At 59.7% G+C, this 12,246-nt stretch carries 10 protein-coding genes and 1 pseudogene; 9 read left to right on the top strand and 2 right to left on the bottom strand.

Going from position 1 to position 12,246, the window contains the following annotated elements:
• Nucleotides 1-19 precede the first annotated feature (19 nt).
• The 5 genes and pseudogenes from HGO40_RS14160 (at nt 20) to HGO40_RS14140 (ending at nt 5,259) form a co-directional block, all read left to right on the top strand.
• Nucleotides 20-1,036: an MraY family glycosyltransferase gene (locus HGO40_RS14160; RefSeq protein WP_250963537.1), complete on the top strand. Its 1,017-nt coding sequence runs from the start codon at nt 20-22 to the stop codon at nt 1,034-1,036.
• A gap of 114 nt (nt 1,037-1,150) precedes the next feature.
• Nucleotides 1,151-3,145 (top strand): polysaccharide biosynthesis protein, encoded by a 1,995-nt coding sequence (locus HGO40_RS14155; protein WP_250963536.1) that lies wholly within the window; start codon nt 1,151-1,153, stop codon nt 3,143-3,145.
• 114 nt (nt 3,146-3,259) lie between these two features.
• Nucleotides 3,260-3,595 carry a ComEA family DNA-binding protein gene (locus tag HGO40_RS14150; protein WP_250963494.1) on the top strand — a complete coding sequence of 112 codons (336 nt, stop codon included), beginning with the start codon at nt 3,260-3,262 and terminating at the stop codon, nt 3,593-3,595.
• A gap of 142 nt (nt 3,596-3,737) precedes the next feature.
• A pseudogene (locus HGO40_RS14145) lies at nt 3,738-4,385 on the top strand (GntR family transcriptional regulator); the annotation flags it as partial.
• A gap of 22 nt (nt 4,386-4,407) precedes the next feature.
• A complete protein-coding gene (locus tag HGO40_RS14140) occupies nt 4,408-5,259 on the top strand; it encodes an urea carboxylase-associated family protein (RefSeq protein ID WP_250963493.1) in 852 nt (283 codons plus the stop codon).
• A 213-nt stretch (nt 5,260-5,472) separates the two neighbouring features.
• Here the strand turns inward: HGO40_RS14140 and HGO40_RS14135 are convergent, their stop codons facing one another.
• Both HGO40_RS14135 and eat read right to left on the bottom strand, forming a co-directional pair.
• Nucleotides 5,473-5,640, bottom strand: coding sequence for a DUF2897 family protein (locus HGO40_RS14135; protein WP_003183831.1), 168 nt, complete (start codon nt 5,638-5,640; stop codon nt 5,473-5,475).
• Nucleotides 5,641-5,760: 120 nt separating this feature from the next.
• Nucleotides 5,761-7,125 carry an ethanolamine permease gene (gene eat, locus HGO40_RS14130; RefSeq protein ID WP_250963492.1) on the bottom strand — a complete coding sequence of 455 codons (1,365 nt, stop codon included), beginning with the start codon at nt 7,123-7,125 and terminating at the stop codon, nt 5,761-5,763.
• Between the two features lie 393 nt (nt 7,126-7,518).
• On the opposite strand from eat, the gene kdpF reads away from it, so the two are divergent.
• The 4 genes from kdpF (at nt 7,519) to kdpC (ending at nt 12,138) form a co-directional block, all read left to right on the top strand.
• The gene (gene kdpF / locus HGO40_RS14125) at nt 7,519-7,608 is read left to right on the top strand and encodes a K(+)-transporting ATPase subunit F (protein WP_003218754.1); all 90 of its coding nucleotides are present in this window, start codon (nt 7,519-7,521) and stop codon (nt 7,606-7,608) included.
• A gap of 8 nt (nt 7,609-7,616) precedes the next feature.
• Nucleotides 7,617-9,311 carry a potassium-transporting ATPase subunit KdpA gene (gene kdpA / locus HGO40_RS14120; RefSeq protein WP_250963491.1) on the top strand — a complete coding sequence of 565 codons (1,695 nt, stop codon included), beginning with the start codon at nt 7,617-7,619 and terminating at the stop codon, nt 9,309-9,311.
• Between the two features lie 10 nt (nt 9,312-9,321).
• Nucleotides 9,322-11,376, top strand: coding sequence for a potassium-transporting ATPase subunit KdpB (kdpB, locus tag HGO40_RS14115; RefSeq protein ID WP_250963490.1), 2,055 nt, complete (start codon nt 9,322-9,324; stop codon nt 11,374-11,376).
• 216 nt (nt 11,377-11,592) lie between these two features.
• The gene (gene kdpC / locus HGO40_RS14110; protein ID WP_250963489.1) at nt 11,593-12,138 is read left to right on the top strand and encodes a potassium-transporting ATPase subunit KdpC; all 546 of its coding nucleotides are present in this window, start codon (nt 11,593-11,595) and stop codon (nt 12,136-12,138) included.
• Nucleotides 12,139-12,246 lie beyond the last annotated feature (108 nt).

The following is a 12,246-nucleotide window of genomic DNA, read 5'->3' as shown; positions in this document are numbered from 1 at the left end:
AATGGAAACTGTTTATTCTATGTCTCCTTGGTTAATAATTCCTCTTGCGGCTGTGCTGTCACTCTTCTTAACCGGTGCATTACGTAAATATGCCCTCGTCCGAAGTATCATCGACATCCCCAACGCTCGTAGCTCACATACAGTCCCCACCCCTCGTGGTGGAGGCGTGGCGATCGTCTTCAGCTTCCTGTTGGCCTTGCCTATATTGGCAATTTCCGGCGTCCTGCCTTGGTCAATTCTGTGGGCAATGCTGGGAGCAGGATCTGGCATCGCTGTGCTGGGATTCCTGGATGATCACGGTCACATCGCAGCCCGCTGGAGATTGCTCGGTCATTTCGCGGCGTCAATTTGGGCGTTGTATTGGTTGGGCGGTCTGCCGGCAATCAGCTTTTTTGGTCTTGAACTTGAATTAGCTTGGTTTGGGCACGCCCTGGCAGTCTTCTACCTGGTCTGGATGCTCAACCTATACAACTTCATGGACGGTATCGACGGTATTGCCAGCGTCGAGGCGATTTGCGCTTGCCTCGGGGCTTGCCTGCTTTACTGGTTGGGGGGCTTTGATAGCTTGGTTGTGGCACCACTGGTACTCGCAATGGCAGTGGGTGGGTTTCTTTACTGGAACTTCCCTCCCGCACGAATTTTTATGGGGGACGCGGGAAGCGGATTTCTCGGTATCATCCTCGGTCTGTTGTCGTTGCAGGCAGCTTGGACTTCACCCAAGCTGCTTTGGGTCTGGCTAATTTTGTTGGGTGTATTCATCGTCGATGCGACCGTCACCTTGATACGACGCCTGCTACGAGGCGATAAGGTGTATGAAGCCCACCGAAGCCATGCGTACCAATTCGCTTCGCGTCAGTATGGCCGCCATTTACCGGTAACCGCGGCGGTGGCGGTGATTAACTTGTTCTGGCTCCTGCCTCTGGCGGCATGTGTCGTTTTGTGGAACATGGATGGAGTGTTGGCTTTGACAGTCGCTTACGTTCCGTTGGTGCTGCTTGCCGTCAGGTTTCATGCGGGTGAGCTGGAAAAAACCTGATTTTAGTGTAAAGGTTCGCGTTTTTTCTTATCGGTTGTCTTAGAGATGGAAATATAATTGCGTGCTTCAGGAATGCATTTGCTTTAGGAGCTGGCCAAGGTGCGTGAAGGGGTTATGGATAAAATACGATCGGCGTTGTTGGGGCTGCCCAGACGCCACAAGCGCGCGATCCAGGTAGCCACTGATGTGGTTTTGGTTTGGTTCGCCTTGTGGCTGGCATTTGTCGTTCGACTGGGCGTCGAGGCGTTGGCCAGCCCAATCGAAACGCATCTGTGGCTTTTCGTATCCGCTCCGCTGATCGCTATTCCGATTTTCATTCGCTTTGGCATGTACCGCGCTGTCATGCGTTATTTTGGCAACGATGCGCTGATTACCATTTGCAAGGCGGTCAGTCTTTCAGCTTTGCTGTTGGCGCTCTTGGTGTATTGGTACAGTAACCATAAAGCCGTGGTGCCACGGTCCATCATTTTCAACTACTGGTGGTTGAGCCTGATCATGATTGGCGGGTTGCGCCTGATGATGCGGCAATACTTCCTGGGTGACTGGTTTACCGCAGCCCAGCACGTACCCTTTACCAACCGTGATGACGGCCTGCCCAAGGTCGCTATTTATGGTGCCGGGGCCGCAGGTAACCAGCTTGTGGCCGCGCTGCGAATGGGGCGAGTGATGCGACCGGTCGCGTTCATCGATGACGATAGAAGCATCGCGGACCGCGTGATCGCTGGGCTACAGGTCTACCAGCCCAAGCATATTCAAAAGATGATCGACGCCACTGGCGCTCAGGAAATTTTGCTGGCTGTGCCTTCATCGTCACGTGGTCGCCGTCGAGAAATCCTGACGCTGCTTGAAGGCTTCCCGTTGCATGTGCGCAGTGTCCCTGGGTTCATGGATCTGGCCAGCGGCCGGGTCAAGGTCGATGACATCCAGGAAGTGGATATTGCGGACCTTCTGGGGCGCGATCCGGTCCCCGCACAACCTGATCTACTGGAGCATTGCATCACTGGCCAATCGGTTCTGGTCACAGGGGCCGGTGGTTCGATTGGCTCCGAGCTCTGTCGGCAAATCCTGGCATTGAAGCCTACGACGCTGTTGCTGTACGAGCACAGTGAATTCAACCTCTACAGCATTCTCTCCGAACTTGAACCTCGTGTTATTCGCGAGTCGTTGTCGGTTCGGTTGTTGCCTATCCTTGGTTCGGTACGAGACCAGGATAAACTGCTGGATGTGATGAAGACCTGGAACGTCGATACGGTCTACCACGCCGCCGCCTATAAGCATGTCCCGATGGTCGAGCACAACATCGCCGAAGGCGTCCTGAACAATGTGATCGGTACGTTGAATACGGCACAGGCTGCGTTGCAGGCAGGTGTATCGAACTTCGTTCTGATCTCCACGGATAAAGCGGTGCGCCCGACCAATGTGATGGGCAGCACTAAGCGACTTGCGGAACTGACCTTGCAGGCCCTTAGCCGGGAATTGGCCCCCGTGCTATTCGGTGACAAGGCCAACGTCTCAAGAGTCAATAAAACCCGTTTCACCATGGTTCGGTTCGGCAACGTGCTAGGTTCATCCGGTTCGGTTATTCCGTTGTTCCATAAACAGATCAAATCCGGCGGGCCATTGACCGTCACCCATCCGAAGATCACACGTTACTTCATGACCATTCCCGAGGCTGCTCAGTTGGTGATTCAGGCGGGTTCCATGGGGTTGGGCGGAGACGTTTTTGTCCTCGACATGGGCGAACCGGTGAAGATTGTCGAGCTGGCGGAGAAGATGATTCACCTGTCTGGCCTGAGTGTTCGTTCGGAAAAGAACCCCCACGGCGACATTTCAATCGAATTCACCGGCCTACGCCCAGGCGAGAAACTTTACGAAGAGTTGCTGATTGGCGACAACGTTGTTGCGACTCAGCATCCGATGATCATGAGTGCCAACGAGGATCACCTGTCCTGGGACGTGCTCAAGATCAAGCTCGGCGAATTGCTGGCCGCTATCGAGCTGGATGACTATACCCGGGTCCGTCAACTGCTTCGCGATACCGTCAGTGGTTACGCTCCGGACGGTGAGATTGTCGACTGGATCTACCAGCAACGCCGTCTCGAACCCTGATTGTTACACACGCCGTAACGTACACATTTTTGACAGCGACACATCATCGCCTAAGTTTGAGAGGCAGCTTCGGAAAAGCTGCTTCTCTCTTAACGATGTCATGGAGCGTCATTTATGCGTACAGGCTACTTCTACTCTTTGATTTTTGCCCTTCTGACCAGCGTCTCGATTGGCGCTATCGCCGCCCCAGCGGCTAAAAATGAGTCGGCCGCTGTGCCGCAAGCAATGGAGCAGCCAGCCAAAACCCAGGGCGCCAAGGTGGATTTAAACGGGGCGGATGCTGCAACGTTGCAGCGCGAGCTGTCAGGCATAGGCAAGGGCAAAGCCGAAGCGATTGTTGCGTATCGGGAGAGTAATGGGCCGTTTTCTTCAGTAGAGGAGTTGCTGGAGGTCAAGGGGATCGGCAAGTCGATTCTCGACAGGAACCGTGACAAGCTGGAAGTGAATTGAGTTTGTGATTGAAGGAGGCCGGTCGAATAGACTGGCCTTTTTGCTAGCTGGTGTTTGCAAATTCCGAAGGCTTTTCCGTGATTGGCATAAATAATGATTATCTACAGCCAATCGATTGTTCAACAATCCAAGGCCTTCCTCCATGACCAGCACTCTCTCCCTCGCCGACCAGATCACTCTGGAGCTACGCGCCGACATCATTGGCGGCCGCCTGCTGCCAGGCATGGCGTTGATAGAGAACAACCTGGTCTCGGCCTACAACGCTTCGCGCAATACCATCCGCGAAGCGTTACACCGCCTGGGCCAGGAAGGCCTGACCCGTTACGTGCGCAACAAAGGGGTAATGGTCCGCAGGCTCGGTGTCGATGACGTGCGAGATCTGTTCAAGGTCCGTCGCACCTTGGAGCTTCAGGCCATCCTAGGCAGCCAACCATTACGCGAGTATCAGTCAGACCGGATGCTCGAAGCACTCGAGGCGGCGGATCTGGCTCGGGAGCGTGAGGACTGGCGTTCGGTCGGTACTCATGGGCTGGCGTTCCATCAGCACATCGTTGGTTTGATGCGCAGTCCGTTGCTGGATGAGTTCTTTACTAATGTGGTCGCACAACTGCGACTGGTGTTTAGCTCCGCACCCGATGAGGCGCGTTTCCAGACGCCGTGGCTGGCCCGTGACCGACGCATCCATGATTGGCTGGCCGAAGGCGACAAGCTGGCGGCTCACGAAGCGATGAGCCTTTATCTCGATGATTCCGAGCAACTGCTTTTGCAGATGCTGGCTCCCACCCATCACCCCTTGATCAAGGACCCGCGCCATGCACAAAGACTACCCAGCCGCCTATCAGGTCAGCAAAGGTTCAGCCCTGCAGGTGGACAAACCCTTCTACGACCGTATCCGCACCGAGCAGGACAAACGCACCCTGATCGAGCAGTTCGAAGTACCCATCCGCACCGGCCGCGCTTGGCACGTGCCCGCGGGTCATGTGTTCCGCGTCACCACCCCAGTAGGGCCGCAAGTGGGGGACTTCAACGTCTGGAATGCCCATGACCCGCGGGAGCGCCTGTGGGCGGCGCGCACCCGTCAGCTTCAGGGCGCTCATGTCAGCACCCATGATCGGTTGTGGTCGAACCTGCCATTCCTGCGGCCGTTGGTCACCATCACCGACGACAGCCTGGCTGGCTACGGCATCGATGAGCATGGTGGACGACTCCATGACCTGCTGGGTACGCGCTGTGATCCCTATGTAAACAAGATGCTGACCGGGGAGGATTTCCATCATCACTGCCATTCGAACCTGACCCGTGCGGTGTTGCCCCATGGCCTGACGGAGTTCGATGTGCATGATGTGCTGAATATTTTCCAGTGCACAGGGCTCAATCATGACGATATGTACTTCATGAAGGCCTGTCCGGCGCAGAAGGGGGATTACCTGGAGTTTTTTGCCGAGATCGATTTGTTGTGTGCCTTGTCCACCTGCCCGGGTGGTGACCTGTCGCTGGCGATGTGGGGGCCGGAGGCGCAGGATCCTCTCAGCGTCTGCCGTCCGCTGGGTGTGGAGATCTATCGGTTGGAGGATTCATTGCTGGAGGGCTGGCGCCAGCCTGAGCGGGCCGCGTACAAGGGGCTGCATGGCTTGCATATTGCCAAGGCGGATTGGGAAAAGTGACGTAGCGGGCGCAGGCTTTTTGTGGCGAGAGTGGGCGTTGTAGGAGCCGTGCATGAGCTGCGTAGGAGCTGTCGAGTGCAACGAGGCTGCGATCTTTTTCCCTAGCACTTGAGTCTCAAGCGAAAGATCAAAAGATCGCAGGCTTCGCCAGCTTCTACAAGGCCCAGCGGGAGCAAGCTCCCTCGCCACAAAAGCACTAAGCAAGCCAGGTCATCAACGATCCTTGGCTTCTTTCGCATCCATTTCCGCATTGCGCTCGGCAACACGCTTGCGCTGTTCGTCCGTGAGTTCGACTTTGTTGGCGGTGTCGCGCAGCATCATCAGGCCTCCCACGATCGAGCCGATTGCGACAATCAGAATCAACCAGGCATACCAGGGCATAGGGCTCTCCTTGAGGGCGCGATGGACAGACGAACGTTTCGCCAATCCATCGCACTTACCACTTATGAGCGAATGTTGTTCGCAGTGGTTCAATACTACGCCCGTTCGGCCGGCTTCACCTCACAGCCCGGTCAGCATCGCGTCGGCGGGAGCATCCGCACGCAGTTGTGCGGTGAGGACGAAGTAGACAAAGCCCACCGCCATGAAGCCAAGGAAGATCAGCCCGATCAGCGCGTTGAACCAGGCCATCGCCACCAGGCACACCACCGCCAGCACCAAGGCGATCCCCGGCACGATTGGGTAGCCCGGTGCGCGGAAAGTACGTTCCAGGTTGGGTTCGGTTTTGCGCAGCTTGAACAGGCTGAGCATGCTCATGATGTACATGACGATGGCACCGAACACGGCCATGGTGATCATCGCGGCGGTGAGGGTCATGCCGCCGAGGTTGATCAGGCCGTCGCTGTAGATCGCGGCAATGCCGATCAGTCCGCCGGCGATGATGGCCCGGTGTGGGGTCTGGAAGCGTGACAGTTTGGCCAGGGAGGCGGGCAGGTAGCCGGCGCGGGCCAGGGCGAAGAACTGCCGTGAGTAGCCGAGGATGATGCCGTGGAAACTCGCCACCAGGCCGAACAGGCCGATCCACACCAGCATGTGCAGCCAGCCGGAGCTTTCGCCGACCACGGTTTTCATGGCTTGGGGCAGGGGATCGTTGATGTTCGACAGGGTACGCCAATCGCCGACGCCGCCGGCCATGAACATGACGCCCATTGCCAGGAACACCAGCGTCAGGATGCCGCGGATGTAGGCCTTGGGATTCGTGCGTTTCGGGTCCTTGGCTTCTTCGGCGGCCATGGCCGCGCCTTCGATGGCCAGGAAGAACCAGATGGCGAAAGGAATCGCGGCGAACATGCCAGCGATGGCCGGTGCACCGAACACATCTGAGCCGGCCCAGCCGTTGAGGGCGAAGCTGCTGAAACTGAACGCCGGGGCGACGACGCCCATGAACACCAGCAGTTCGGCCACCGCCAGTACGCAGACAACCAACTCGAACGTCGCGGCCAGTTTGACCCCGAGGATGTTCAGGCCCATGAACACGATATAGGCGCCGACGGCGGCGTGTTTTGGGTCCAGCGCTGGGAACTGCACGTTCAGGTAGGCGCCGATGGCCAGGGCAATCGCCGGCGGAGCGAAGACGAATTCGATCAGTGTTGCCAGCCCGGCAATCAATCCGCCTTTCTCGCCGAAGGCGCGACGGCTGTAGGCAAACGGCCCGCCGGCATGGGGAATGGCGGTGGTCAGTTCGGTGAAGCTGAAAATGAAGCAGGTGTACATGGCCGCGACCATGAAGGAGGTCACCAGGAAGCCCAGTGTCCCGGCCACGCCCCAGCCGTAGCTCCAGCCGAAATACTCGCCGGAAATCACCAGGCCGACAGCAATGCCCCATAAATGCAGGGTGCCCAGGGTGGGTTTGAGTTGTGTGTTCATCGGTGGCTCCCCTCGATCCATAGCAAATGCGCTGGGACGGGCTGTGCAGCGGTCGTGCCAGGCTGGTGGGGGCGGTCGTAATGGGTGGATTCGTGTCGTATCGGGGATGGTCGCTGCCGGATGGCTTGGTTTTGTGCCCCAGTTCAGAGCGTTGGTGCCAGGGCTGGCCTCATCGCGAGCAAGCTCGCTCCCACAATGGTTCTGTTGTGAATACAGAATCCGCGTCCACTGAGAATTCCTGTGGGAGCGAGCTTGCTCGCGATGAGGCCAGCCTAGCCAATACTTTTTACAGATTCTTTATCCCCTAATCCCCCTCTCGATCTCGCTCCTTTACAGCCTCCCTACCGACAATCACTCCCCACACGGCACGACGCCGTACCACGGAGAAATCCCATGAGTGTTCTGGACGGGGTGTCGCTGCTGCTGGCAGTGGCGCTGTTCATTTATCTGCTGGTTGCGCTGTTGCGCGCCGATCGGAACTAGGAGCGGTTATGCACGGTTATGACTTCGGGCTGATCCTCGCCTTTTTCGCCCTGGTGCTGGTTCCGGCACCGTTCCTGGGGCGGTTTTATTACCGAGTGATGGAAGGCCAGCGCACGTGGCTTTCGCCGATTCTCAGCCCGGTGGAGCGCGGTTGCTATCGCCTGGCCGGTGTCGACGCCACCGTTGAGCAGAGCTGGCAGAAATACACCCTGGCCTTGCTCGCGTTCAACCTGGCAGGTTTTGTCTTGCTGTTTGCGATTCTGCTGCTGCAGGGATATTTACCCCTCAATACCGAGCAACTGCCCGGCATGGAGTGGACCCAGGCCTTCAACACGGCCGTGAGCTTCATGACCAACACCAACTGGCAGTCCTACAGCGGTGAAGCGTCCCTGAGCTACTTGAGCCAGATGGTCGGCCTGACCGTGCAGAACTTTGTCAGCGCCGCCACCGGCCTGGCTGTGCTGGTGGCGCTGTGTCGCGGCATCGGGCGCAAGTCCGCCACGACGCTGGGTAACTTCTGGGTCGACATGACCCGCGCCACCCTCTACGGACTGTTGCCGCTGTGCCTGCTGCTGGCGTTATTCCTGGTCTGGCAGGGCGTGCCGCAGACCTTCGCCCACTATGTGCATGGGCTCACGCTGCAGGGTGCCGACCAGATCATCCCGCTGGGGCCGGCCGCCAGCCAGATCGCGATCAAGCAACTGGGCACCAACGGCGGCGGTTTCTTCGGCGTCAACTCGGCGCACCCTTTCGAAAACCCGACGGCCTGGAGCAACCTGTTCGAAGTCGCTTCAATCATCCTGATTCCCGCCGCGCTGGTGTTCACCTTCGGTCATTACGTCAAGGATTTGCGCCAGAGCCGCGCGATCATCGCCTGCATGTTGGCCCTGTTCTTGCTCGGCGGCGCGACTTCACTGTGGGCCGAATACCAGCCCAACCCGGCCCGGGACAACGCGGCCGTCGAACAAACCGCACCGCTGGACGGCAAGGAAACCCGCTGCGGCACCACCGCCACCGTGCTGTGGTCGGTGACCACCACGGCTGCGTCCAACGGCTCGGTCAATGGCATGCACGACAGCCTCAACCCGCTCAGTGGCATGGTGTCGCTGGTGAACATGATGGTCGGCGAGGTGATCTTCGGCGGCGTCGGGGCCGGGCTCTACGGGATGCTGTTGAACGTGCTGATCGCGGTGTTCCTGGCCGGCTTGATGATCGGTCGCACCCCGGAATACCTGGGCAAGAAGCTGGGCGCCCGAGAGGTGCAACTGTTGGTCGCAACGCTGCTGGTGATGCCCGTCAGCGTGCTGGTGCTGGGTGCTGTCGCCGCCAGCCTGCTCGGGCCGGCCGCGGCGGTAAGCAACCCTGGCGCCCATGGTTTCAGCCAGTTGTTGTACGCCTACACCTCGGCGGGGGCGAACAACGGTTCGGCATTCGCCGGGTTCGGTGCCAATACACCCTTCCACAACCTGATGCTGGGCCTGGGCATGCTGATCGGGCGGTTCGGCTACATCCTGCCGGTGCTGGCGTTGGCCGGCAGCCTGGCCTTGAAGAAGACCGCGCCGATTGGCCAGAACAGCTTTCCCACCCACGGCCCGCTGTTCGTGACCCTGTTGACCGTGACCATCCTGCTGGTCGGCGGCTTGACCTTCCTGCCGACCCTGGCGCTGGGGCCGATTGCCGAGCACCTGAGCATGGGCTTCTGAGGACTTGATGATGAATATGCCAATGAGCAAAACCATCGCCGCCAAGGCGCCGGAGCAACCCAAGACTCACCTGTCGGCCCTCTGGCGCCCGGCGTTGTTGCAAGCCTTCGTCAAGCTCGATCCTCGCCAGTTGCACCGTGCACCGGTGATGCTGGTGGTGGAGCTGACCGCGATCCTCACCACCGTGTTGTGCTTCATTCCTGACAGCGCCGTGCCGACCTTCGTCGCCGCGCAAATTGCGCTGTGGTTGTGGTTCACGGTGCTGTTCGCCAACTTCGCCGAAGCCTTGGCCGAAGGGCGGGGCAAGGCCCGGGCCGACAGCTTGAAGGCCGGCAGCGAAGGCCTCAATGCCCGTCGCCAGACCGCCAGCGGTTTTGAAATCATCCCCGCCACCCGTCTGCGCAAAGGCGATGTGGTGCGCGTCGAGGCCGGCGACATGATCCCCGGCGACGGTGAAGTGATCGAAGGCATCGCCGCGGTCAATGAGGCGGCGATCACTGGCGAATCGGCGCCGGTCATCCGCGAATCCGGCGGCGATCGCTCGGCCGTCACCGGCAATACGCGACTGGTCTCCGACTGGCTGCTAATACGCATCACCAGCAATCCTGGTGAGTCCACCCTGGACCGCATGATCGCTTTGGTGGAAGGTGCCAAGCGCCAGAAAACGCCGAACGAGGTGGCGCTGGACATCCTGTTGATCGGCCTGACGCTGATCTTCCTGCTGGTGGTGGTGACGCTGCAGCCGTTCGCCCATTTCGCCAACGCCAGCCTGCCGCTGGTGTTTCTGGTGGCCCTGCTGGTCACCTTGATTCCCACCACCATCGGCGGGTTGCTGTCGGCCATCGGCATCGCCGGGATGGACCGCTTGGTGCGCCTGAATGTGATTGCCAAATCCGGCCGCGCGGTCGAGGCGGCGGGGGAGGTGCATGTGTTGATGCTGGACAAGACCGGCACCATCACTTTTGGCAATCGTCGCTGCACGGCGGTCTATGCCGCCCCCGGTGTGACTGCCAAGGAACTGGCCGAAGGCGCGCTGTTCGCCTCGTTGGCCGATGACACGGCGGAGGGCAAGTCCCTCGTCGAGTACCTGCGCGGTTTGCAACCACAGCCCGAGCCTGGCATCGAAGCGCTGACGGCTGTGCCGTTCAGTGCTGAAACCCGTTTGTCCGGGGTCGACTATCAGGGCCGCATCTACCGCAAGGGCGCCGTGGATTCCTTGCTGGAGTTCATCGGCCTTGCACGCAATGAGTTGCCGTCGGCACTGGCGCGGGAGGTCGACAAGATCGCCCAGAGTGGCGGCACGCCGCTGCTGGTGTGCATGGACGGCAGGTTGCTGGGAGCCATCCACCTCAAAGACGTGGTCAAGCCGGGCATCCGCGAGCGTTTCGCCGAGTTGCGCAAGCTGGGGATCCGCACGGTGATGGTCACCGGCGATAACCCGCTGACTGCCGCGGCGATTGCCGCCGAGGCGGGTGTCGATGATGTGTTGGCGGAGGCTACGCCGGAGAAGAAGCTGGCGCGTATCCGTCACGAACAAAATGACGGTCGGCTGGTGGCCATGTGCGGCGACGGTGCCAACGACGCCCCGGCCCTGGCCCAGGCCGATGTCGGCATGGCGATGAACGATGGTACCCAGGCCGCTCGGGAGGCGGCCAACATGGTCGATCTCGACAGCGACCCGACCAAACTGCTGGACGTGGTGCAGATCGGCAAGGAGTTGCTGGTGACCCGTGGGGCGCTGACCACCTTTTCCATCGCGAACGACATCGCCAAGTACTTCGCGATCCTGCCGGCACTGTTCGCCTCGATTTATCCGCAGCTCGGTGTGTTGAACGTGATGCACCTGAGCAGCCCGCAGAGCGCGATTTTGTCGGCGATTGTCTTCAACGCCTTGATCATCGTCGTGCTCATCCCCCTGGCCCTGCGCGGCGTGCGCGTGCAAGCGGCAAGCGCGGCGGCGTTGTTGCGGCGCAATCTGTTGAGCTATGGCCTGGGCGGGATCGTGGTGCCGTTCGTGGGGATCAAGGCGATCGATATGTTGCTGACGGCGTTGGGGCTGGTTTGAGCCTGATGCTTGGTTGTTGTGACAGGAGAAGCTTTTGTGGCGAGGGAGCTTGCTCCCGCTGGGCTGCGAAGCAGCCCCAAAGAAGCTGAACGCAATCTATCTGCCACACCGCGTCGCAGGTCTTCGGGGCGGCTACGCAGCCCAGCGGGAGCAAGCTCCCTCGCCACAAATGGATGTGCCTGCAAATCAGCTGTTTTCTTATTCGAGGGTTTTGAGATGTCCACTCTGATTCGCCCGGCCTTGAGCCTGTTATTACTGATGAGCCTGATCACCGGTGTCGCTTACCCGCTGGTAGTCACCGGCGTGGCGCAAGTCGCGTTCCCAGCCCAGGCCAACGGCAGCCTGGTCGTCGACGCCGCCGGCAAGGTCCGAGGCTCTACGCTGATCGCCCAGGATTTCACCGGTGATGCCTGGTTTCATCCACGGCCATCGGCCGGTGCCTTCGCCACGGTCGCCAGCGGTGCCAGCAACTTCTCCCCGAGCAACCCGGCCCTGGCCACACGGGTGATCGATGCCGCCGGCAAGCTCCAGGTGCCCGGTCAGGGCCCGGTGCCGCTGGCGCTGTTGACCACCTCCGCCAGCGGGCTGGATCCGCACTTGCCTCCGGCGGCGATTGCCTATCAACTGGCGCGTGTCGCCGCGGCGCGTAACCTGCCGATCTCGACGTTGCAGCCATTGCTCGATGCCAACACCGAGCAACCCTTGGTGGGACCGCCTGTGGTGAATGTGCTGGCGCTGAACCTGGCCCTGGAAAAACTGTGAGAACCTGTGGGAGCGAGCTTGCTCGCGATGACCCCCGGTGTCAGGCTAGTTGTCGCCTCTCCAAATTCCTAAAAGCATTTCGGGGGCGGCAAGAGTATGGTCATGCCT

The sequence above is a fragment of the Pseudomonas sp. CG7 genome (assembly GCF_023701885.1).
Lineage (GTDB): Bacteria > Pseudomonadota > Gammaproteobacteria > Pseudomonadales > Pseudomonadaceae > Aquipseudomonas > Aquipseudomonas zanjanensis.
Note: the sequence above shows the minus strand (reverse complement) of the source record. Positions and strands in the feature narration are given on the sequence as shown.

What these genes read in the sequence shown, in the direction of transcription:
- kdpC (WP_250963489.1), top strand. Translation starts at nt 11,593, where the DNA reads ATGTCCACTCTGATTCGCCCGGCCTTGAGCCTGTTATTACTGATGAGC.
- HGO40_RS14140 (WP_250963493.1), top strand. Translation starts at nt 4,408, where the DNA reads ATGCACAAAGACTACCCAGCCGCCTATCAGGTCAGCAAAGGTTCAGCC.
- kdpB (WP_250963490.1), top strand. Translation starts at nt 9,322, where the DNA reads ATGAATATGCCAATGAGCAAAACCATCGCCGCCAAGGCGCCGGAGCAA.
- kdpF (WP_003218754.1), top strand. Translation starts at nt 7,519, where the DNA reads ATGAGTGTTCTGGACGGGGTGTCGCTGCTGCTGGCAGTGGCGCTGTTC.
- HGO40_RS14160 (WP_250963537.1), top strand. Translation starts at nt 20, where the DNA reads ATGTCTCCTTGGTTAATAATTCCTCTTGCGGCTGTGCTGTCACTCTTC.
- eat (WP_250963492.1), bottom strand. Translation starts at nt 7,125, where the DNA reads ATGAACACACAACTCAAACCCACCCTGGGCACCCTGCATTTATGGGGC.
- HGO40_RS14155 (WP_250963536.1), top strand. Translation starts at nt 1,151, where the DNA reads ATGGATAAAATACGATCGGCGTTGTTGGGGCTGCCCAGACGCCACAAG.
- HGO40_RS14135 (WP_003183831.1), bottom strand. Translation starts at nt 5,640, where the DNA reads ATGCCCTGGTATGCCTGGTTGATTCTGATTGTCGCAATCGGCTCGATC.
- HGO40_RS14150 (WP_250963494.1), top strand. Translation starts at nt 3,260, where the DNA reads ATGCGTACAGGCTACTTCTACTCTTTGATTTTTGCCCTTCTGACCAGC.
- kdpA (WP_250963491.1), top strand. Translation starts at nt 7,617, where the DNA reads ATGCACGGTTATGACTTCGGGCTGATCCTCGCCTTTTTCGCCCTGGTG.